The sequence below is a fragment of the Neobacillus sp. NPDC058068 genome, from assembly GCF_042885335.1.
Lineage (GTDB): Bacteria > Bacillota > Bacilli > Bacillales > Cytobacillaceae > Neobacillus.
The window spans coordinates 69331-91031 of sequence record NZ_JBHVSI010000005.1 but is presented as its reverse complement, the minus strand read 5'-3'; the positions used below and the strand labels follow the sequence as shown (position 1 = coordinate 91031).

The following is a 21701-nucleotide window of genomic DNA, read 5'->3' as shown; positions in this document are numbered from 1 at the left end:
TGATGCGCAGGAAGTCCAATATGTGCTGGAAAAATAATGATTTTGTTGAAGCATGGAAAAGGGACTCATCCCCTTAATGAGATCAGTCCCTTGCTTACTAAATTTAATCGGCTAGTAAACTTTTTGTCACGTTTCGAATCAGTCTAGGCAATACTCCGAAGCTATAAGGCTTGTAGACGCGCTCGGTCCAATTGTGCCCGTTTTTTCCATAAACCCCAATATTAATAGCCGGGATGTTCAGTTCCTTCATCGCCTCGAGCGGTAACGGAAACAACTGATCCATAGCGGGAAAGTTATTTTTCAAAGAAAGCATTTCCGCTTCTGACCCATTAAAGGTCATAAAACTTCCATCTGATAAATAAGGAAAGTATTTCTTTAATTGAAATTGTTCGTTTACGAGTAAGGCTTCTTTTTCTAATTCTGCCTGCACCTTTGAGTAAATCCGATTGTCCTCTTCCATATGGTTGGAGGGCAGGAAAGGCGGGGCATAAAATACAATCACACGCGGCTTTTTCTCCGGATCGAGGTTTTGCAGTGCCTCGACGATGTGGAATGCCAGCATCCGGTCATCATGGTCATCGCGGTTAAACTTTTTGTATGTTTCCTGAATGGTCACATCTGGATGTAAGTTCAATTCGTTCAGATAATGAATATAATCCTCTAAGCTAGTGACCTCCATTGTCCAATCTAGCTGTTTAGCTGGGAGAGCGTTTACATTACAGAATTGCAGATAGGTATTTTTCTGTCTTTCAGCCTGTTCCGTGCAGATCTGCTTCGTTATTCCGAGCAGATCGTTCATAACCTGCTTTGGTGATTTTTCGTAAACAAAGTAATTAAAATATAACTTACTGCTTATGGCTGTCTGGACATCGTAGCTTTTTTTATCATCCCTTAGAAACAAACAACTAGGAGGCAGGACCAGTTCACCTTCGATATTTTCAACAAGCCCAAGGTTTTGGGCAATTTCGAGATTGAGGGCAGAGGCAATAATGGTGGGATCGATGGCGGAAACACTATCACCGACATGCGCCTCTCTGCCGAAAATATAAAAGCACGGGAGCAGCTTTCCGGCCACACCTGTATAAATGTATTTATTTTCGTCCCCGCCATATAAAGGCGTAATGAAATCGTCATTAATCGCAGCCGTAAATTCCAAGGAGTATTCTTCTTTTAATCTCTTAAACTCGGTTAGTGCGCTGCGAATCCCCGCGTGCTGGCTTTCTTCGTCGGGATTAAACAACACTAGTAAATTCCCGCTTAATTCTTCAGGATGTCTTGAAAAATAAAGGAGATTGACGAGGTGAACAGCAATGCCGCTTTGCATATCAAGCGATCCTCTCCCGAACAGCCACTCACCTGACAAGGCATCCTGTTGGACATCCTTATCGGCGCTATAGCCTGCAAAGTAGGTTTGGAGTGCATCGGTATCATGGGAGATAGGCTGCAAAGCGCCAAAATCTTCAGTTCCCACTGTATCGAAATGAGCATGGTAAATGATTGTCTTTTCCGTTCCGTTTGCCGCTTTGACAAAGGCAAAGACATTTTTACGCTGGAGCTCGTCGTGTTCAATCGTTTTTGTCCAAGCTTGCTTCCGATGTTGTTGGAAATATGGGAACGAGTGAATTACATCCAATAAATACTGTGCCTTCTCATTTTCCCCATCCGTTCCGTTATAGCTTTTCAGCTTGATAAGTTCGCGTGTCAAATACTCTGCCTGCTGTGCCGTTTCTAAAAATTGAAGGTTTGAAAACATACGGTTTCTCCTAATAACCAAATTTTTCCACTTAAGTATAAGGGGGAAGTTGGAAGGTAGGCAACCACTTTCTTGATTGTGGAAAAGGGAAAGTTCCGCATCATTTTTGGCGTTTATAAGGTGTAACATTTTTTGGTGGTGCCGCTTTTGATTTGAATTTCTTCCCCCTTTACAATTGATAGAAATTCTCAATTAACCGTTGACGTAAAATTTCTCAATGGTATAATCAAGTTAATAAGCAAGTGATAATGATTTTCAATTTCATCTATGATGCTGGAAAAATAGAAATATTGGAGACAGTCATGAAGAAACGATATTTACTAGTTGTGTTACTTATTTTATCAGGGATTTCTTTGTTTGTTGGGGTAAGCAGTCTATCACCATTGGACCTATTAGATTTTCAATCGGAAGAAACGCAAATTTTCCTTATCAGCCGCATGCCGCGACTTGTTGCGATATTACTGGCCGGGGCGGGAATGAGCATTGCTGGTTTGATTATGCAGCAGCTCAGCCGGAACAAATTCGTCTCACCGACAACAGCAGGAACCTTGGATGCTACTCGGCTTGGAATCCTTGTGGCAATGTTGTTGTTTGCAAACGCATCGATGCTTGAGAAAATGGTGGTTGCATTCCTGTTTGCGCTTGGCGGAACATTCTTATTTATGCAGATTCTCGACCGGATTAAGTTTAAAGATGCGATTTTTATTCCGCTGGTCGGGCTGATGTTTGGAAATATTTTGTCCTCTGTGGCAACCTTTTTCGCTTATCGTGCTGATGTCATTCAAAATATGTCGGCGTGGCTGCAGGGTGATTTTTCGATGATTATAAAAGGTCGCTATGAGTTGCTATACATAAGTATTCCAATCTTAATTATAGCCTATTTATATGCAAACCGTTTTACCGTAGCAGGAATGGGCGAGGACTTTTCGAAAAATTTGGGTCTTGGCTACCGCCGGGTTGTGAATATCGGGCTGATATTGGTCGCCTTGATTACGACAACAGTTGTTTTAACCGTGGGAATTATCCCATTTCTTGGCTTAATCATTCCGAATATCATCTCGATCTTCAAAGGGGATCATTTACAAAAAACATTACCCCATACTGCCCTCGCAGGAGCCATCTTTTTGCTGGTTTGTGATATTTTGGGGCGTGTCATCATCTACCCTTATGAGATTTCGATTAGTCTCATGGTTGGAGTTATTGGCAGCGGGATTTTCTTAATCCTTCTTTTTAGGAGGAAAGCATATGCGTAATTCGATGAAAATGGCTAGTCTCGCCTTGATAGCGGCGGGTTGCTGTGCCCTCTACTTATTTCATGATTTAAATGGCAGTTTTGATTATGCGCTGCCAAGAAGAGCAATAAAAGTGATGGCAATGGTGATAACAGGATTTACCATCGCCTATGCCACCGTTGTTTTTCAGACGATCACCCATAATCGAATTTTAACCCCGAGCATAATGGGGCTGGATTCCCTATACCTGTTATTACAAACATTGATTATATTCTTCCTCGGTTCCGGTCACATGATAGTTGTCAATAAACAAGTGAATTTTCTTCTTTCTGCAATTGTGATGGTTGTATTTGCTCTATTGTTATATCGGTTTTTATTTAAAAAAGGCGGACAGTCGATTTATTTCTTATTGCTGGTTGGGATCATCGTGGGAACCTTTTTCTCAAGTATTTCGACGTTTTTCCAAGTGCTGATTGACCCAAATGAGTTTCAGATTGTCCAAGACCGGATGTTTGCTAGTTTTAATAATATTAATGGTGATTTAGTGTGGCTTGCCCTTGTCATCATTGGGCTTGTGACGATTTATGCTTGGCGTTATTTAAAATATCTTGATGTGTTATCGCTTGGCCGGGAGATGGCGATAAATCTAGGCGTTCCCTATGATGCGATTGTGAAAAAAATGCTGGTAATTGTGGCGATTTTCATTTCGATTTCGACGGCATTAGTTGGTCCAATTACTTTTTTTGGCTTAATTGTTGCCAACCTGTCGTACCAATTTTTTAAAACACACAAACACAGGGTGCTCATTAGCGGTTCCGTTGTCATGAGTATAATCGCTCTTGTCGGCGGGCAATGGGTGGTCGAACGGGTCTTTACGTTTTCGACGACATTGAGCGTCATCATTAACTTTATCGGCGGTGTCTATTTCATCTATTTATTATTAAAGGAGAGGAAGACTGGATGATACAAGTGAGGTCATTGTCGAAGTTTTACGGGAAGAAACCGGTTGTGGAAGAGGTTTCGGTGGATATTCAACCTGGAAAAATTACTTCCTTTATTGGACCGAATGGCGCGGGGAAATCAACACTATTGTCGATGGTCAGCCGGCTGCTTGATGCTGATACGGGCGAAGTGCTTGTCAATAACACGGATGTTCGCAGTATGAAGTCACAGGAATTAGCTAAGAGGGTTTCAATCTTAAAGCAGTCGAATTACATGAATGTCCGCCTGACGATTCGCGAGCTTGTTTCCTTTGGGCGCTTTCCCTACTCGAAGGGACGGTTAACGGATGAAGATGAACGAATGGTCGAGCAATCGCTCGAATATATGCACCTAACCGAAATGCAGGACAGCTTTTTGGATGAGTTATCTGGCGGTCAGCGGCAGCGGGCCTTTATCGCGATGGTGATTGCCCAGGATACTGACTACATTTTGCTGGATGAACCGCTGAATAATTTGGATATGAAGCACTCTGTTCAAATTATGAAAATATTACGCCGGTTAGTGGATGAACTGGGAAAAACCGTCGTCATTGTGCTACATGATATTAACTTTGCTTCGGTTTATTCGGACCGGATTGTCGCGATGAAGGATGGCAAGGTCGTGAAGGACGGACCGACAGAGGAGATTATTCAGTCGGAGGCGTTAAGCGAGATTTACGATATGGATATACCGATTCGAGAAATGAATAACTGCAGAATCTGTGTTTATTTTAATTCATAATAGAAAGAGGGATTGATGATGAGAAAGTGGAGTTTACTAGGATTGATTTTTAGCGTGATTTTCGTATTAGCTGCCTGTGGGGGTGCTTCAAAAGAGGAAGGCAAGTCGAAAACGGCTTCAACGGATACAAAGGAAACAGCAGAGAAAATGACTATTAAGCATAAATACGGAGAGGCGGTAGTTGGAAAAAACCCTCAGAAAGTGGTTGTATTTGATTTTGGTATCTTAGATACCCTAGACGAGTTAGGTATCGATGTCACCGGTGTCCCACAAGCAACGGTTCCAGCCTATTTGAAAAAATATGCCGATAAAAAATATACGAATGTCGGGAGCTTAAAAGAGCCGGATTTTGAAGCAGTTCATGCTTTGAAACCAGATGTTATTTTTATCTCGACACGTCAAGCGGAATTATATGATCAATTTGCAGAGATTGCACCAACGGTATATGTGGAGATTGATTATACAAACTATATGGACTCTTTTGAGAAAAATATGAAGTTAGTAGGCAAAATTTTTGGAAAAGAAGACAAGGTGGCCAGTGAATTAGAAGACATTAAAGCGACCGTTGAAAAGGTAAATCAAAAGGCGTCTGGACTCGATCAAAAAGGGCTTATTCTGTTGGCGAATGAAGGAAAAGTAAGTGCCTATGGACCAAGCTCCCGCTTTGGAATCATTCATGATGTATTTGGATTCGGCGCTGCCGATAAGAAAATTGAAGTTTCTACTCATGGTCAAAGCGTAACTTTTGAATACATTATGGAGAAAAATCCAGACGTATTATTTGTCATTGACCGCGCAGCAGCCGTAGGCGGAGAAGTCGGCGCAAAAGAAATCATTGAAAACGAACTAGTAAAGAAAACAGCAGCATATAAAAATGATAAGATCGTCTACCTAGACGCAGACGCTTGGTACCTAAGCGGCGGCGGCTTAAAATCCATGAAAGTAATGGCTAAAGAAATAGAAGACGCATTATAAATGAAGGAAAGGGTGTCAGGCACCATGTGAAAATTTCACATGGTGCCTGACACCCTTATTTTGTGTAACGGTTCGCATAGCTTGAGGCGACGAAGGCGTTCGGTTTGATTATCGGTTCGACACCCATGGATTCGATCCTTGTTACCATCTCTTTTACAAATTCCCTTGTTTTATTTCGTTTCCCTGCACCGATATCGATATGACCCTCCATTGTGAAGGTTGCACCTTGATAAAGATAGGGAAGAACAATATTGATCAATTCACTTTTTCTTTCGTCCGTGAACATTGAAACGATCTCCTCAGTTAACGATAGCTCAAGCGATATCCGCTCATGTAAATGCGTCATTCTTCTTGGCACAATCACTTTTCTTATGCACGCCCACACTCCGTTTCCTTTATTTTGAATCACAATTCCAGTGATAAAAATGGTCTGTGATTTATGGACCTGGGAATCTGTGCCAATCATTAAGCGATGGTTCCCGCTTGGATTTCGTTTCATGAATGCAACAATCCGTTCAAAGACCCGTTCAAACGGCATTTCATTCTCCTGAAGGTTTTGAAATGAATGGTGATAATCCTGAGATTTTTTCATTGAAGCACCACATCTTTCCCTTCCATTTAAAAGGTTTATTTCTCTGTTCTTATACGTATCTTATGGAAAGTGGTTTATAGTCGTGCAGCCATTGAAAGGATTAGTACTTCAAAGTCTGCAAAAACTGCCACCAAAATAACCTTTGTTATCAAGCACTATTCACGTATGTACGCCACAGGTGGACAATTGTCTTTTTGTGGTGCCTGACACCGTTAATCCTATTCTAAATGTAATAATAAAGAATTTTGTTCATAGAATGGAAGTGTGTGGATTTTTTGTTCCTTTTTTCCTATGTCTTCCTTTTTTTTATTGAATGTTTAGGAAAAAGGTAGGATGGTATTTTATTAGTTTTCTTATTAAAATAAACAGGACTAATAAAAATGCGTAAATATTAATAAAAATGCATAAGTGGGGGTTAATGATGAAAAAGAAGAAAACGGTAGCAGGCCTCTTGGCCGTAGGGTTGTTAACAAGTGTACCTTGGACGATGGGATTTGCTGAGGGACCAAAATGGACAAACGTTAATGTATATGAAGAACAGGATGGAAGTAAGTTTAATAGTGAAAACTATGACTTTGTGAAATTCTCGCAAATTGGTTCAAAATTGAAAGCGATTGAGAAACAATCAAATCGCATTAAAGTGGAGGTTCGCGGAACATCAGCGGATGGAAATCCACTTTATGTTGTAACGATTGCTGATCCTGGTTCTCATGGCAAGTTTGGGAAAATTCAATCACTGAGAAAACAAATGTTTAAAAACCCAGGGAAAGCTCAAGATTGGATTGCTAATAATCCAGACTTTAAAGTGCCGATTATGATCAATGGTTCCATCCATGGGACAGAATTTGCGGGAACGGATGCTATCCTGCAGCTAATTGAACGCTTCGCCACCGAGAATGACCAAGAGACGAAAAATATACTAGAAAATAACATCCTCATTTTCAACGTCGTGCAAAACCCCGACGGACGTGTGGATGCTACCCGTTTTAATGGCGAGGGTATTGACTTGAACCGTGATTTTATCACCCAGTCCCAGCCAGAAACAAGAGAAACCGTTGATCTCATTAAAGAATGGAACCCGATGGTATTTCTTGATACGCATGGATATGTGAAAAACTACGCACCAAACCGACAAGGATTAATTGAACCTTGTACGCCGCCGCATAATCCAAACTACGAGTATGACCTGTACAACAAGTGGGCTTACAAGCAGGCTGAGGCGATGGAAGCTAACATTATGAAAGAAAAAGATAAATTTACAGATAGCACCCTATATAAAAATATGCAAGGCGTTTATATTCCACAGCGGAATGACAAGGATGGCTGGGATGACTACCCGCCAATCTTTACGCCAATGTACGCGATGTATCATGGGGCTTACGGTCATACATTAGAAACACCAACAAATGATTGGAATGGCGTACGCTGGATGTACAACGCCATCATTGGTGCACTTAATTTTGCGACAGAAAACAAGCAGGCGATGATTACGGACCAAATTGAAATGTTTAAGCGTGGTATCAATTTTGACCACCCTTTCCACAAGGATGGATTCTTCCCGAAAGCTTATATTCTTCCGGTGGATGAGAAAGATCCAACTGTCACACATAAGGCCGTTAATCATTTAATCAATAACGATATTGAAGTCGTTCAAGCTCCAAAAGCATTTGTAGTGGATGGAAAATCATATCCGAAAGGTACATTTATTGTAAAAATGGACCAAGCAAAAGCCGGATTAGCAAACACGATGCTGTGGGATGGCGAGGATATAACCAATACAATTAATGCTATGTACGATATTTCCGCATGGAGCCTGCCAGAGCTTTGGGGATTTGAGGCGATTCCTACACAAAGTTCTGTTGATGTAACGACAAACAAGGTAAACAAAATTTCGGAGCAAGGGTCCGTATCCGGAAAGGGTCCGTTCTTGATTCCGAACAGCTCCGTCCAAGCTGTTAATCTAGTAAATACTTTACTCCAACAAGGAGTGGCGATAAAACGCGATTCGAAAGGCAATTTTTACACAGATGCGGCAGCAAATAAAATCTCAGCAGCTGTAAAGGAATCAGGCCTGCAAATCGAATCCGCCGCGAAGATTCCAGCAGATGCCGCTTCATTATCCAGCTTAAAAGTGGCAATTCTAAAGGATGGCGGTATTAGCAAAGTTCAGTCCCATAGCGGAACAAAGCTGTCCTTAAAGAGATTAGGCTTCCAGGTGACAGAATTGACACCGGTTGAAGTAGCGGAAAACGGCTTAAATGGGTTTGATGTGTTCGTTTACAGCGGCTCATCCAGCCTGATTAGTGTGATAACAAGTGCATCCAACAAAGAATTCGGCCCTCAAGATAAGGCCCAAGAAACGAAGTTAAGAGCGAACATTACTAATTTTGTCGCTCAGGGCGGTAAATATATCGCCGTAGGCGGAAATGCTTCACAGGCAACAAAAACGCTGGGACTAACGGACGACACGATAAATGTTGGCGGTTCCGACAGCAACGGAATTGTCAAGGTTGATTACGAAGGAACCGGTCTAACAGGCGGCTATGGACAGGGGGATATCGGATTTGTCTATCGCCCGACATGGTATACCAATACTGGAAATGATAAAGTAGTCGCGAGGTATGCAAGTTCTAATGATTTCTTCCAGGCCGGACACTGGAAAAATAACATAAACGCTAAAGGTCAAGCCGTGATGGTCAAAGAGCAGGATAAGGATGTAACTTTAATTGGTCTCGAAGCGGGCTTCCGTGATCATACAGATTATTTATTCCGACTGCTTTCAAATGCCATTTTTGAAAAATAAATATGTTCCAAAAGCCTGGTTCTATATAGAGCCGGGCTTTTGTGATTTTATTGAAAAATAAAAAGGCTGACCCCGGAGGATCAACCCTTTTACTGCTTTACTTAATCGTAAGTGTTACAGAGTTATAATTCTTGCCATTGCCAAGCGGGTTGTAATTTTTCTCAATGTTTCCGGCTGCATCAACTGCAAAATAATTAATCGTTGTTGTTTTATCAATTTTTAATGTTTCTTCAAATTCCCGGGTTCCGCTTAATTGGATTTTCTTAGATTGGAAAGTTGGACGGCTGCCATCAAGTGTATAATAGACGGTAGCAGGTTCGCTCGTTTCAATCTTAACCTCAACCGGACCTGTGTATTTCCCGTTTCCAGGTGTAGCCTTAGAGGAAGGCGGCTGATGGTCTTTTGAACTGTTGTAGGCTACTTTAATTAAGCCAATCAACCCGTTGGAAAATTCCATTGCCTCTTCATGACCCTCTGCAAACGCAGGCTGGAATCCAACTGCCTGCCATCTCTTTGTATCCTTATTCCATAAATCGGCGCCTACTTCGAAGTTCCAGGCGTAAATCCCTTTTTCATACCATAGGTAGTCAGCAGAGTTACCTGCAGCAGAGTACAGTACATCAGGAATTGGACCGGTACGGCTTGGCAGAATGACCGTTCCACGGTGGTCTTGAATGTCGTTTAACATGAGATCAGATGCAGCCCAATAGAAGGCTTCCTGACCTGCTGTCGGACGAGGTAATGTTACACGTTTAGAATCGTAAGCACCAGGTGACCACATGAAGTAACCGCCATAGCTATGAATATTCATCGCAAACTTGATGTTCGGATTTTTATCAGCAAGCCAGACAAGGTTTCTTGCTTCCGGCTCGGAGTTTTCTGCAGGTCCGGCGTAAGTATCACTGGTACAACTTGCTGATGCACCGATATATCCATCAAACAAGGAGCCGACAGAATGGTTGCGGTTCAGGTCAACTCCCCAAGCATTACGGTTCCCAGGGTCAGAGGCAGTTGGACCACAGTGATTGGTCATATTTCTCCGCTGCATATTGTAATCATTAAAACTGTAATTGGCTCCATCAGGGTTTACCGACGGAACAAGGAAAATATCCAGGTTGTCAACAAGCTTTCTTGTTTCGCTATCGTGAGCATAGTTGCGAAGCAGACGTTCCGCAGTTTCGATTGTCACAAGTGGTGTCACCCATTCACGGGCATGTTCCTGAGCGTAGCCAAGGACCCCTGGTTTCGATCCGTCACGATGCTTACCGATTCGGATTGCTTTTACCGTGAAAGGATCACGTGAAACATCTGCTGGTGCTTTTAATCCGTCAGTTAATTTTGCAGTAATTGGTGCAACAACACCTGTCCCAGCATTACCGCGATATGTAGTCGCGGTGACAAGTTGACTAGCATTGGTATTTAATGCACTGACCACTTGTGCGGCAGTACTTGTAACTTTACCTGAAGAATCTGTGGCTAAATCTACTAAAATCTTTTTACCATCCACAGTCACTTTTAGTGGTGAATTATTTTTTCCAGGATTCTGGAATTCTACCGATACATCATTTCCGCCTTCATGGCCCCATGCTTTTGAGGAAACGACGACTGCAAGATTGGTCGTACCGCCAATGGTCGCTTGAGCGAGACGTCTGTATCCGTTTGTTTTGTTCGGCATATCAATAATTTCTACTAATTTCGGAAACTCTTTCGCTAGTTTTTCCGCGCGCTCATATAATTCATTTGGTGCCATATAGTGGTCAACAAAGTCCGTGACATAATCTGTTTTTGGATGTTTCGGCTCTTTCCCCAGCCATTCCGTTACGGAACTTGTTGCGGTTCCGCCAAGGTTACTATCAATTTTGACAGATGTAGGTATTGCGGTAACTGGCACCATCAAATAGTGATAGATATATTCTCCGTAATCAACGAATCTAGAAAGTGTGGCTGATTTTTCAACTCCATCCTCGGTCCAGGTTGCTTTAAGTGCTGTGCTTGCTGTCGCTCCGGCACTCGATTTCACTTCAAGATACAGGAAGGTGGCGGACTGATTAGTAAAATGATCCGCCCGAAGAACCTTAAGTGTATCCTCAGAAGCCGCCAAACTAGCTTGTAGTTGAACAGCAGATTGCCGCTCGGCAGCTCTTGTATTCCATTCATTTTCTGTGATTAGGGTATCCTTTACATTAATGCCAAATGTCTTTAACATCGCAATCTCTGTTGGTGTGACAACGGCATCGACTTCATAGATACCGTCATGTTGTTCAATTCTGTGGGTAAGGTCAATGCCGAGCTCAAGAAGCTTGTCTTTGGCCTGATCATTCGGTACTTCTAATTGAACAATTGAGACAGATTCCTCGGCAGGCAGCGGCTGGTCAGGCTGTTCGACCGCTGCTGTTGGAATACTTAGACCAGGGTAAAATGTAGAGAAACCCAGGCCGGTTATGGCAGTCATAACCATTAAACTCCTTTTCCATTTTAGCTTGTTCTTTTTTGTCAAAAAACTGCACCCCCAAATTTTTATCAAATTTTAGTACAAGCTTATTTTAAACTGAATGTTCGTAATATTTTGTCGTTAAATTAGAGTGCTACTAAATTTCTTCCAACAAAAATTTTAGTAAAATAATTATGTTCATTATTTTAGTAAATTAAAAAGCAGGAGAATTTACCTATTTTAAAAGACCTGTGACATTTGGAAATTCTATTCGTTTTTGAGGTTTAGATTTGCTAGTTGTTATTTCGTAATACATTCCGTAAATTGGAAATTGGTATGCGGGTGTTGTTTTTTGTTTAATGTTGTAGCTTTATGTCGAATTTTGTAAAAGAAAAGATGCAACGGGAGTAGAAAAGTATATCGGTGGTTCATGTAATCAGAAACTTTTCAACTATAAAAATAGTCCAGCTCCAGCACACTTTTATTGTTTTTATGAAAAAAAACCATTAAATGCCTATCAATATTTGTGCCAGTCCAACATTAAATAAAGAAAGGAAATTATTATCGATTAGGATGGATGAAAATGGCAAAGAGAAACCGGGGAAAAACCATCAGCTATCTGCCGCAAAATGGACGGGGGACATGTCCACTCTGTGAAAGAACAAGAATAAAACTGCTCTATCCATACAAAACAGAAACAAACCAAACCATCAAAGTCTGCAAAAACTGCCGTCCAAAAGATAAATAGGGTGTCGTTCAACGGGGTGTCATCAACGGGTGTCAGGCACCGTCCGTGGACATTTGTCCGCGTGGGGTGGACACTGTAAAGATTGGTTAGTGCCTCTCTCGTTTAACGCAAAAAAGGATTGAGCTTTAAGTATTGCTCAATCCTTTCTTTGTTAATACCGTTGGTTATGATTTTTTGGATACTCTGACAACGTTGAGAACGCTAGCTGCTAAACAAATAGATTGATACTTGCCACCAGCCAAGCCATTCCGCTTTTTATTGTTAACCAAAATAAATTTATAGTTGACAATACCTCCTCTAACCATTTATTTTAAATTAATAACAATTTATTTTGGGATAGGAGATTGAAAAGGATGAAGTTAAGGGCACTTGATATAACACTGGTTGGTATGTTCGTGGCACTTATGGCGATTGGGGCTAACATCACCTCATTGGCTCCGTTTATGGTGGTAGGCGGGGTACCAATCACACTACAAACATTTTTTGCTATATTAGCAGGGGCAATATTGGGAAGTCGTTTAGGTTCCATTGCGATGATAGTTTATATGTTAGTTGGTTTGGCAGGGGTACCTGTTTTTGCGAAATTGAAATCAGGACCATTTATGGTTATAGATCCCACATTCGGCTTTATTATTTCATTTATTTTAGTTGCTTTTATCATTGGGAAAGTGGTGGAAAGGAAAAAAACTGTGGCCGCATTTATTATGGCCGCTTTAATCGGCATGGCCGTCAACTATCTCTTCGGAACAAACTGGATGTACTTTGCCTATAAAATCTGGGCAGCGGCACCAGCAGGCTTTACATACAAAATGGCATGGCTCTGGATGGTTCCCCCGCTGCCAAAGGATATTATCCTAGCCGTATTTGCAGGAATGATGGCCCACCGGCTAGAAAAAACCGTCCTATCAAAAGGCCAATTCAAACAATTAAAACGCGTTTCCTAAATAGTGTCTTAAATGGTGTCAGGCACTTGAAAAAGATAGTGTCCACTGGAGGCGGACAAATGTCTTTTTGTGGTGCCTGACACCCAAAAGACACTAAAACCCAAAAAATGACACTAAGTCCATGCACAAAAAAAGTGGCAGAACCATTTTTGGTTATACCACTTTTTTGCTTAGGAGGCCGTTGAGGGCGGATACTTGGTTTTTTCCGAGCTGTTTGGATTGGAGCATTAGTTCGTCGGCCAGGATATAGGCTTTTTCCATTGAGGTCTGTTCATTCGCTTTGTAGAAATAGAGCCCGAACGATGCGGTGTAGGATATAGTCGTCATTTCCCCGTTATACTCTACTTGTACGGAATTATTTGCAATTCCGCCAAGAATCCGGTTGATCACATCCACGGTCTGGTTAAAATTTCTTTTCCGAAGACAAAGCGTAAATTCTTCACCGCCGCTTCTGAAGAGAAAATCATTATGACCTAGATAGCTTTTTAACGTTGCGGCAAAGTGCTGGATTACTTTATCGCCCACGGCATGATTGTAGTTGTCATTAATGCCTTTAAATTTATCGATGTCGGCAAGGACAATACCGATATCCTCCCCGGTTTGATTTAACTCTGCCATCTTTTTATCCATGAAGGTGCGATTGAAAACGCCTGTCAAAAAGTCCGTATAGGCCATTTGCTCAAACTGGTCCCGCTCCAGCTTATTTTGAATACTTTGAGATTTTGAATAAAACGAGAGGTTAACAATATAATTTAAGATAAATAGGCTGATAATCATTTCCCATTTTCCGTCTTTAAGAAAAAGAAATAATAGACCGTTCGTAATCGCCACTTTCCCGTAATCTAGTAAACTTATGTCTCTAAAAATAAAATCGATGCCCTCTTTAAATGATTTTTGTTCTCCTAAAGTAACAAATAAAATCAACATAATCGCACCTGATAAATAGGAAGAAAGACAAACTAATCCAAATAACAGAATCCAATAGACAAAAGGGGAAGATTGGAAACTTGAATAAAACTGCTGGAATAAAAAATAAGCAATCGAGTTTGTTATCACAAAGGAGCCAATGTTGTAAAAAGTATCAAAAAACTCATTAGGATCAGCCGTTTTTGTCCACTTTCGATAAAAATAAACAGTAAATCGATAAAGGGACTCAAAGATGAAAAGGCCGAACGGACCGGCAAATAAAATGAGAGATAAATCATAGCTAATTCCATATTCAATATTGGTATTGCCATTCTTAAAGAATATCCGTAGGCGAAAGTATAGGCTGGAGAAAAACCAGAATACAATTAATGCCACCATAAAGCTGGTGTTGTCTGTCAAAATACCAGATGAGAAAAAAGCTATGACCACGGAAGTAAAAAATAACGATAATTGGTAAATCCTAGTTTTCAACATAACGTTCCATTCACTTCCTAGTATCATCTTAATGTAGGTAACTATATCGAATTTAAAAAGATTACAATGATGGACCTGTCTATACTTCTATTGTACAAAATTTCCTGAAAATAACAAACTACTTTTTTTCTAAATCATTGGTTGCTTGAAAAAATCCACGTATAAAATTCAGAATGATTAGACAATTAGTGCTGAACAGCAGGGTTATGTTTTATACTATGTTATATAGCGATGATGTGAGGTGCGGTTGTTTTTTTAAAAAAATAAGTTTGTACTTCCTAGTTTACTAAGGAATGCGCCTGTATTCCAAGTTGATAGAGAAGGGATGATTGTTTACGATGGAGGAGTTTTTACTAGATGCTTCAGAAGCCTATGCAAAATCACTGGATGAAAAAGCGGAATTAACAAAGTTTCGCGACGAATTTTACCTTCAAAAGGATCATTATTATATGGATGGAAATTCATTAGGCATATTATCCAAACGGGCTGAGGAAACGCTGTTAACTTCCCTTGAAGACTGGAAGAATTATGGGATTGATGGCTGGATGGGCGGGAAGCAGCCTTGGTTTTCCCTATCTGAAAAAATGGCAGGGATGCTTGCACCTTTAGTGGGTGCCAAGGAAGAAGAAGTGATTGCAACTGGTTCTATTACCGTCAATATTCACCAGTTAATGGCAACCTTTTATAAGCCTGAAGGAAAAAGAAAGAAAATTTTAGCAGACGAGTTAACTTTCCCGTCGGATATTTACGCCCTTCAAAGTCAGTTGAGGATAAAGAACCTTGACCCTGTTGAGGATCTCATTTGCGTGAAAAGCAGGGATGGGCGAACCCTCAATGAGGAAGACATTATAGCGGCGATGACGGAAGAAGTGGCGATCATTTTGCTGCCATCTGTACTCTATCGCAGCGGCCAGCTCCTGAATATGGAGCTCTTAACAAAGGAAGCCCATAAGCGCGGAATCATCATTGGTTTTGACCTAGCCCATTCCATTGGGGCGATGCCGCATGACCTGCATGACTGGGGAGTGGACTTTGCGGTGTGGTGCAATTATAAATATTTGAACGGCGGGCCAGGCAGTGTCGGGGGACTTTTTGTTCATGAAAAGCAGCTTGGAATTCTTCCAGGACCGGGGATGGGAGGCTGGTTTGGTTCGAAAAAAGAGAAACAATTTGATATGGAGCATGTCCTCACGCCTGCTGAAACAGCAGGTGCCTTCCAAATTGGCACACCGCATATATTAAGCTTAGCGCCGATTTTGGGATCGTTAGAAATTTTTCAGGAAGCAGGAATCGAAAATATTCGCAGAAAATCTTTAAGTCTGACCCGGTATATGATGGAGCTGATTGATTATGAACTGCGGGGTATGGGGTTTTCCATCACAAACCCAATGGATGACCGCTATAGAGGCGGGCATATCAGCCTTGAACACCATGAAGCAGCGCGAATCTGCAAGGCGTTAAAAGACAACAAGGTTACACCGGATTTCCGTGCGCCCAACGTCATCCGTTTAGCCCCGATTGCCCTTTATACCAGCTATCATGACATCTGGAAGACGGTGCACATTCTAAAAACCATCATGATCGAAGAACAATACAAAAAATTCAGCAACGAACGGGAAGTTGTCGCATAAAGAAGATATGTCTACAAGTTAATGTAGCTGATGTACAAATCCCCTATCCGAAATTTAGGAATATCTTATATTGAGGAGAAATGTCTCAGCCTGGATACACAAAACGAACAAGAAGAATTATTAAAGGTTTCATAAGGCTCTGACCTTGGTGTGGGATTGCCCCAGGGTAAGGGCCTTTTTATGGTTGTAAAAAAATTCCGTGAAGGTAATTGTTTATCATTACCAATTATGATATACTACATTACATCACTAATGCACTATATCAGGGGAGGGGTGAAAAGATTGGTTCTTAATCTGGACGGAACGAAGCCGATATATGTCCAAATTTCAGAGTGGCTGGAGAACGAGATTTTGAATGGAAATGTTGCGAGTGAACAAAAAATTTACTCCCAGTATCAACTTGCAGAGATTTTTAATATTAACCCGGCAACGGCGGCAAAGGGGCTGAACATTTTGGCAGATGAACAGATTTTAATGAAAAAGCGCGGGCTTGGGATGTTTGTCACGAGCAACGCTAAAGAAATGATTCTGACCAAGCGGAAAAACCAAACGTTGAAGCGGCTTGTACAGGAAATTGTTTTGGAAGCGGGACGGCTTCAAGTAAGCAAAGAGGAATTAATCGACATGATCAAAACGGCTGACATAGGGGGGACAGAGCAATGACTGTAATTGAATGTCGTGGACTGACGAAAGTATATGGCGGGGCAAAAGCATTAAACAATCTTACTTGCAAAATTGAAGAAAATAAAATTACTGGACTCATCGGGCGGAATGGTGCTGGGAAAACAACCTTGCTAAAAATTATTGCCGGTTATTTGAAGGAAACTTCTGGGGAGCTGAACGTTTTTTCCGAAAATCCGTTTAACAACCTGCTGGTTTCGGCGAATGTGATTTTTATTCATGATCAAATGAATCTACCTACAGCCTTAAATCTTAAGGAAATATTGGAAGCAGCAGCGAGCTTTTATCAAAATTGGGACCATGATTTGGCGAACCGACTCTTAGAGTATTTCTCCCTCAACCCATTACAGCATCATAACGGATTATCTAAGGGAATGACAAGCACGTTTAACGCCATTTTAGGATTGGCCGCCCGAGTGCCGTTAACCCTTTTTGATGAACCGACATCAGGGATGGATGCGGCAGTAAGGAAGGATTTTTACCGTGCCCTGCTCAAGGACTATCTCGCCCACCCAAGGACCATCATTATTTCGAGTCATCATTTGAATGAAATTGAAGATTTGCTAGAAGACATTCTCCTCATGAAAGATGGGAAAGAACTGCTTCATCTGCCCATCGCTGACTTAAAGGAATGGGGCATTGGCCTTCAAGGGAAGACGGCTATTGTGGATGAATGGACACTGAACAAAGAACTTATTTATACAAAAACTGTTGGTTTCGATCAGTCGTATGTGGTGGTTCGGAATGATTTTTCCGAAGCGGAACGGAAACAAGCACGTCTCGCTGGAATTGAGTTTACTTCGGTTCCCAGCAGTGACTTATGTGTCTATTTAACTAGTAAAACGAAAGGGGGAATTGATGATGTCTTTAACTAGGGTCAGGTTAATTGATATTGTGAAAAAACAGTATGTTTATAAGCTAAAAGCGTATAGTCAGGTATTTATGTCACTGATTTTCCTACAATTGCTAGCTGTTTTCTTTTCCATGAACGGGATTGGAGGAGGGGGCGGCAGTCATGGAAGTATCCAGGTAAAGTACAGTTATTTTTCAGGCGATTATGTTGTCGCCTTTACGATGCTGTGGGGGTTTATTATGGCCATTACCATTACAACGAAGGCGCATCGAAATGATGATTTCGTATTTGTAACCAACCGCGTCAGCAGTAATCTATCCAATGCCTTGTTTTTGCTAACTGCCAGCGTCATTGGCGGGGTTACAGCGCTGTTGTCTTCTTATCTAATCAAGGTGATTGTGTTTTACTTTATTAACGATGTATTTATTAAGAGTACAGCGGCATCCATGTCAGCCCCGATGGAACTGCTTTTAGGTATATTTTCTACCATTCTTTATGTCTTTCTCTTTTCTGCTTTAGGTTATTTGGTTGGAACGCTTGTCCAGATTAGCAAAGTGTTTGCTGTCTTGTTACCGGCCGCATTCTTCGGAGGATTAATCCTTGATGGGCTCAGAGGAAAGTCCGGAATCATAGCAAATCTATTTGCATTTTTCTTTACGGAGTCTTCGCTGGCTTTATTTAGTGTCAAAATAATCGTGACTGCGGTGTTGCTCTTTGCTGTTGCGATTGCGTTGTCCAATCGAAGGGAGGTCAGGCTATGACGGCAATTTTACTACCTCTACTAATTGCAATAGTTTTCATCGGAATCTCGGTTGTCGCCGCTATGGGAGTTAACAGAAAAGTAAACAAGACAGGGAGATTTTCTTATAGTAAGCGTGTTTATTGGATATTCAGCAGCTATGTGGTTATTTTATTGGCCGGTATGGTATTCGCCTCTGTCCATCCCTCAATCATAATAGACGGTTGGAAAAAGGCGTCTGGCGAGGATTTTGATAGAGAAGGTCTAGAGTTGTACGATGCCGCCGTTGAGGGGAAAATCGACCAAGTGGACAGCAAATTTTTGCGAAAGAAATGGGATTTCAATTTACAGGATAAGAAGCTTAACCTGGTAGTCCAAAATGATGAGTATTTAAATACTTCTATCATTGTCGAAAGAAAAAATACAAATGATGGCAAGCTGGATGCGGTGTTTTATCAAACCGGTTCCAGTGTGAATGGGATGGATATATCGGAACTGGCAAATCCACCTGGCTTAAAGCTAGCGGGAGATCAACTAATAATTATGAAACCAAAAGAGGGTAAATTTGAGTACTCAGAGTTTGCCAATGTATTCTCCATTAGTCAATTTACAGGAGAAGCATCCTTATTCGAGCATCATTCCGACTTTACAGGAGGACAAAGCATCCTCTACCTGCGCATCCCGAAAGACCTTGAACTGCACGATCAATCGAACCAAGACATTCAATTTGTTGAGTAGGCAAGAGGAACAGGTACTCCTGTTCCTCTTCACATATCTATTAAACCACTAAAATCAGACGATTATTTAAGCAATAAAGTACGCAGCGATTGATAGAATGACTGATGTAATCAACATCGCAATCAGCGGCCTGGCTGCCTTCGTCCGGAGGTCGCGCAAGCTTACATTCAAACCAAGACCGACCATAGCAGTGGTTAAAATAAAGGTTGTTGCATTTGCAATCCCATCCATGGCCGCCTTCGAAACCGGAATCGATTTGCCAAGAACATAACTTCCAAACAAACTCATTAAAATAAATCCAATCAGAAACCATGGAAATTCAATTTTCGTATCTCCGGTATTTCCGGTGCTTTTTCTTTTTACCCAATACATAAGAATAAAGCACAAGGGAACAAGCAGCAGTACCCGGCCTAATTTAGCCAGTAATGCAATTGCTAATCCATCCGGACCTGCTGGAGCACCGGCTAAAGCAACGTGGGCAATTTCGTGAAGACTGATCCCGCTCCAAATTCCATAATCAAGCGCTGATAACGGAAGAAACGGGCGCAGGATGGTATACGTAATCGAAAAAATCGTCCCAACTAACGCAATAATTCCAACACCAATAGCGGTATCTTCATCCTTTGCTTTGATGATTGGCGAAACGGCTGCAATAGCCGCTGCCCCGCATACTCCTGTACCGATTCCCAGAAGCATAACGAGGGAAGATTCAGCTTTCAGTAATTTTCCAAGCCAAACAGTAAATAATATTGCGAAGGCAATGACACCAACATCCCGCGCAAGCAGCCCCAGCCCTTGATGGAGCACAATATCGATATTTAGTTTTAAGCCGTATAAAATAATTGCAAAACGTAAAAAACGTTTCGAGGAAAATTGGATCCCGGCGCGGATTTTTTCCGGATATCCGAGAAATTGCCGATAAATAACCGCAATCACGATCGCACAAGCGAGCGGGCCAACATGATCAAAACCAGGGACTTTTGATAACGCATAACCGATTGCCGCGATCACAACGGTAAACGCGATTCCTGATAACCATAATCCTACGGAGGATTTTGATTCGGGCCTTTTTTGCGGCTGCTCAGCCTGTTCATTCAAAGGTAAAGTTCTAGCACTTTGGCTCCCCATTCAAATCACCTCAGTTTATTTTCTCTCCTCAGCATACTCCTGTTTTATGCATAAGGGAAATAAAGATATATAATGGGGATGATAAGTAAATCTATATAAATGAGAAAAGCACAAACGCCTGTTTAGCGAACTACTAGCCACTGGGCTGCTTGCGCTAGACAATTCTCAAAGTCGAATGATATAAATTCCGATACTATAAAAAACGTTAAGGAGCAAAGCGATGGATCAGCATTTAGCGGTATTTGTAAAGGTTGTCGAAAAGGAGAATTTTTCGAAAGCGGCGGAGGAGCTGCATATGACGCAGCCTGCGGTCAGCCAGTATATTAGAACCTTAGAAGAATCCATCGGCACGAGGCTGCTAGAGAGAAGTAATAAATTTGTGCGCCTCAATCAGGCTGGGGAGATTGTTTACCATCACGCAAAAGAAATCTTAGCGCTATATACAAAAATGCAGTCACTGGTCGATGACCTGACCAATAAGGCGAGCGGACCTTTAGCGATTGGCGCGAGCTATACATTTGGTGAATATATCCTGCCGCATATTATTGCTAGAATGCAGCGGGAATACCCTCAAATCAGTCCGTCCATCAAAATCCAAAATACAAAGGAAATCATTGAGCTGGTGAAACTGCATCAACTAGATATTGGCATCATTGAAGGATTTTTTAAAGAGGATACGTTAAATTCGGAAGTCGTATCTGAAGATAATATGCTTATTGTTGCTCCGCTTGGACATCATTTATTGACTGAGAAACGGGAAAATAGAATGTCTGATTTAGCGGAAGAAACATGGATTCTACGAGAAGAAGGCTCCGGCACAAGGGAGGCTGCTGAAAATCTGTTTCGGATGTCTGATTTTACTCCGAAAAAAATCCTCGAATTCGGAAGCACACAGCTGATTAAGGAATCGGTTGAAGCGGGGCTTGGAATCAGCTTGTTGTCTCAATGGGCAATCGAGAAGGAACTAACCAACGGCTATATCGGAAGGATTGATGTCCAGGGAATGCCATTTAAACGGAATTTTTCAATCCTAACGCATACCTCCTATCAGACAAAAGCATTGAAGACATTTATTGGAACATTAAGAGGGTATGTCGCGGAATGAGAAAAGCGCAATCCTATAAGCGGAGGGTTATGAATGTTTATCCGTATTATTGCAGAATATATTCTTCGGTTTTACAGAGTTGGAAAGTTGACCTTTGAGTAGATTTTCCATTTACAAAATGTGTAAGATGGTACAAAATAAATGAGAGATTTCCGGCCTTTGAAGGTGTTTTAGAAATCTATCAAAAATTTGGACGTAAGCGGATACAATTGATTTACTAAACAA

The 21701-nt window shown here is 41.4% G+C and carries 18 protein-coding genes; 13 read left to right on the top strand and 5 right to left on the bottom strand.

Annotated elements, in window-relative coordinates; all coding sequences use genetic code 11:
- Window positions 1-103: 103 nt before the first annotated feature.
- Window positions 104-1753, bottom strand: coding sequence for a M20/M25/M40 family metallo-hydrolase (locus ACFVSW_RS07770; protein ID WP_387314277.1), 1650 nt, complete (start codon window positions 1751-1753; stop codon window positions 104-106).
- 302 nt (window positions 1754-2055) lie between these two features.
- On the opposite strand from ACFVSW_RS07770, the gene ACFVSW_RS07765 reads away from it, so the two are divergent.
- The 4 genes from ACFVSW_RS07765 to ACFVSW_RS07750 are packed head-to-tail and all read left to right on the top strand — an operon-like array spanning window position 2056 to window position 5682.
- Window positions 2056-3006, top strand: coding sequence for an ABC transporter permease (locus ACFVSW_RS07765; protein ID WP_387314275.1), 951 nt, complete (start codon window positions 2056-2058; stop codon window positions 3004-3006).
- Entirely contained in the window at window positions 2999-3949 is a 951-nt protein-coding gene (locus ACFVSW_RS07760; protein ID WP_387314273.1) for an iron chelate uptake ABC transporter family permease subunit, read from the top strand. The genes ACFVSW_RS07765 and ACFVSW_RS07760 overlap by 8 nt, the downstream gene beginning before the upstream one ends.
- Window positions 3946-4707, top strand: coding sequence for an iron ABC transporter ATP-binding protein (locus ACFVSW_RS07755; RefSeq protein WP_387314270.1), 762 nt, complete (start codon window positions 3946-3948; stop codon window positions 4705-4707). The genes ACFVSW_RS07760 and ACFVSW_RS07755 overlap by 4 nt, the downstream gene beginning before the upstream one ends.
- A gap of 18 nt (window positions 4708-4725) precedes the next feature.
- A complete protein-coding gene (locus ACFVSW_RS07750; protein ID WP_387314267.1) occupies window positions 4726-5682 on the top strand; it encodes a siderophore ABC transporter substrate-binding protein in 957 nt (318 codons plus the stop codon).
- Window positions 5683-5737: 55 nt separating this feature from the next.
- On the opposite strand, the gene ACFVSW_RS07745 is transcribed toward ACFVSW_RS07750, so the two are convergent.
- Complete coding sequence (locus ACFVSW_RS07745) at window positions 5738-6274, bottom strand: ribonuclease H-like YkuK family protein (RefSeq protein WP_387314264.1); 537 nt, start codon at window positions 6272-6274, stop codon at window positions 5738-5740.
- Window positions 6275-6695: 421 nt separating this feature from the next.
- On the opposite strand from ACFVSW_RS07745, the gene ACFVSW_RS07740 reads away from it, so the two are divergent.
- On the top strand, window positions 6696-9077 hold the full coding sequence (locus ACFVSW_RS07740) for a M14 family zinc carboxypeptidase (RefSeq protein WP_387314262.1): 2382 nt from the start codon (window positions 6696-6698) through the stop codon (window positions 9075-9077).
- Between the two features lie 97 nt (window positions 9078-9174).
- Here ACFVSW_RS07740 and ACFVSW_RS07735 read toward each other — a convergent pair whose 3' ends face one another.
- Window positions 9175-11574, bottom strand: coding sequence for a M14 family metallopeptidase (locus ACFVSW_RS07735; protein WP_387314259.1), 2400 nt, complete (start codon window positions 11572-11574; stop codon window positions 9175-9177).
- A gap of 517 nt (window positions 11575-12091) precedes the next feature.
- On the opposite strand from ACFVSW_RS07735, the gene ACFVSW_RS07730 reads away from it, so the two are divergent.
- A complete protein-coding gene (locus tag ACFVSW_RS07730) occupies window positions 12092-12256 on the top strand; it encodes a hypothetical protein (protein ID WP_387314256.1) in 165 nt (54 codons plus the stop codon).
- A 353-nt stretch (window positions 12257-12609) separates the two neighbouring features.
- Window positions 12610-13200, top strand: a complete 591-nt coding sequence (locus ACFVSW_RS07725) for a biotin transporter BioY (RefSeq protein ID WP_387314254.1) — start codon at window positions 12610-12612, stop codon at window positions 13198-13200.
- Between the two features lie 153 nt (window positions 13201-13353).
- On the opposite strand, the gene ACFVSW_RS07720 is transcribed toward ACFVSW_RS07725, so the two are convergent.
- A complete protein-coding gene (locus tag ACFVSW_RS07720; RefSeq protein ID WP_387314252.1) occupies window positions 13354-14601 on the bottom strand; it encodes a GGDEF domain-containing protein in 1248 nt (415 codons plus the stop codon).
- Between the two features lie 338 nt (window positions 14602-14939).
- Between ACFVSW_RS07720 and kynU the strand changes: the two genes are divergently transcribed.
- From kynU to ACFVSW_RS07695, 5 genes are all read left to right on the top strand, one after another.
- Window positions 14940-16232, top strand: a complete 1293-nt coding sequence (gene kynU, locus ACFVSW_RS07715; protein ID WP_387314249.1) for a kynureninase — start codon at window positions 14940-14942, stop codon at window positions 16230-16232.
- 282 nt (window positions 16233-16514) lie between these two features.
- Entirely contained in the window at window positions 16515-16895 is a 381-nt protein-coding gene (locus ACFVSW_RS07710) for a GntR family transcriptional regulator (protein ID WP_387314247.1), read from the top strand.
- The gene (locus tag ACFVSW_RS07705; RefSeq protein WP_387314244.1) at window positions 16892-17788 is read left to right on the top strand and encodes an ABC transporter ATP-binding protein; all 897 of its coding nucleotides are present in this window, start codon (window positions 16892-16894) and stop codon (window positions 17786-17788) included. The genes ACFVSW_RS07710 and ACFVSW_RS07705 overlap by 4 nt, the downstream gene beginning before the upstream one ends.
- On the top strand, window positions 17775-18527 hold the full coding sequence (locus ACFVSW_RS07700; protein WP_387314242.1) for a hypothetical protein: 753 nt from the start codon (window positions 17775-17777) through the stop codon (window positions 18525-18527). Before ACFVSW_RS07705 ends, ACFVSW_RS07700 begins: the two co-directional genes overlap by 14 nt.
- The gene (locus ACFVSW_RS07695) at window positions 18524-19243 is read left to right on the top strand and encodes a hypothetical protein (RefSeq protein ID WP_387314239.1); all 720 of its coding nucleotides are present in this window, start codon (window positions 18524-18526) and stop codon (window positions 19241-19243) included. The genes ACFVSW_RS07700 and ACFVSW_RS07695 overlap by 4 nt, the downstream gene beginning before the upstream one ends.
- A gap of 66 nt (window positions 19244-19309) precedes the next feature.
- On the opposite strand, the gene ACFVSW_RS07690 is transcribed toward ACFVSW_RS07695, so the two are convergent.
- Window positions 19310-20371, bottom strand: a complete 1062-nt coding sequence (locus ACFVSW_RS07690) for a YeiH family protein (RefSeq protein WP_387314236.1) — start codon at window positions 20369-20371, stop codon at window positions 19310-19312.
- A gap of 220 nt (window positions 20372-20591) precedes the next feature.
- Here ACFVSW_RS07690 and ACFVSW_RS07685 point away from each other — a divergent pair, with 220 nt between their 5' ends.
- Window positions 20592-21476, top strand: a complete 885-nt coding sequence (locus ACFVSW_RS07685) for a LysR family transcriptional regulator (protein ID WP_387314234.1) — start codon at window positions 20592-20594, stop codon at window positions 21474-21476.
- The last annotated feature ends 225 nt before the right edge of the window (window positions 21477-21701 follow it).

Bases quoted from the DNA above. Each gene is read 5' to 3' on its own strand.
- ACFVSW_RS07705 (WP_387314244.1), top strand. From the start codon at position 16,892: ATGACTGTAATTGAATGTCGTGGACTGACGAAAGTATATGGCGGGGCA.
- ACFVSW_RS07765 (WP_387314275.1), top strand. From the start codon at position 2,056: ATGAAGAAACGATATTTACTAGTTGTGTTACTTATTTTATCAGGGATT.
- kynU (WP_387314249.1), top strand. From the start codon at position 14,940: ATGGAGGAGTTTTTACTAGATGCTTCAGAAGCCTATGCAAAATCACTG.
- ACFVSW_RS07695 (WP_387314239.1), top strand. From the start codon at position 18,524: ATGACGGCAATTTTACTACCTCTACTAATTGCAATAGTTTTCATCGGA.
- ACFVSW_RS07740 (WP_387314262.1), top strand. From the start codon at position 6,696: ATGAAAAAGAAGAAAACGGTAGCAGGCCTCTTGGCCGTAGGGTTGTTA.
- ACFVSW_RS07755 (WP_387314270.1), top strand. From the start codon at position 3,946: ATGATACAAGTGAGGTCATTGTCGAAGTTTTACGGGAAGAAACCGGTT.
- ACFVSW_RS07685 (WP_387314234.1), top strand. From the start codon at position 20,592: ATGGATCAGCATTTAGCGGTATTTGTAAAGGTTGTCGAAAAGGAGAAT.
- ACFVSW_RS07690 (WP_387314236.1), bottom strand. From the start codon at position 20,371: ATGGGGAGCCAAAGTGCTAGAACTTTACCTTTGAATGAACAGGCTGAG.
- ACFVSW_RS07750 (WP_387314267.1), top strand. From the start codon at position 4,726: ATGAGAAAGTGGAGTTTACTAGGATTGATTTTTAGCGTGATTTTCGTA.
- ACFVSW_RS07745 (WP_387314264.1), bottom strand. From the start codon at position 6,274: ATGAAAAAATCTCAGGATTATCACCATTCATTTCAAAACCTTCAGGAG.
- ACFVSW_RS07770 (WP_387314277.1), bottom strand. From the start codon at position 1,753: ATGTTTTCAAACCTTCAATTTTTAGAAACGGCACAGCAGGCAGAGTAT.
- ACFVSW_RS07720 (WP_387314252.1), bottom strand. From the start codon at position 14,601: ATGTTGAAAACTAGGATTTACCAATTATCGTTATTTTTTACTTCCGTG.
- ACFVSW_RS07725 (WP_387314254.1), top strand. From the start codon at position 12,610: ATGAAGTTAAGGGCACTTGATATAACACTGGTTGGTATGTTCGTGGCA.
- ACFVSW_RS07760 (WP_387314273.1), top strand. From the start codon at position 2,999: ATGCGTAATTCGATGAAAATGGCTAGTCTCGCCTTGATAGCGGCGGGT.
- ACFVSW_RS07700 (WP_387314242.1), top strand. From the start codon at position 17,775: ATGTCTTTAACTAGGGTCAGGTTAATTGATATTGTGAAAAAACAGTAT.
- ACFVSW_RS07730 (WP_387314256.1), top strand. From the start codon at position 12,092: ATGGCAAAGAGAAACCGGGGAAAAACCATCAGCTATCTGCCGCAAAAT.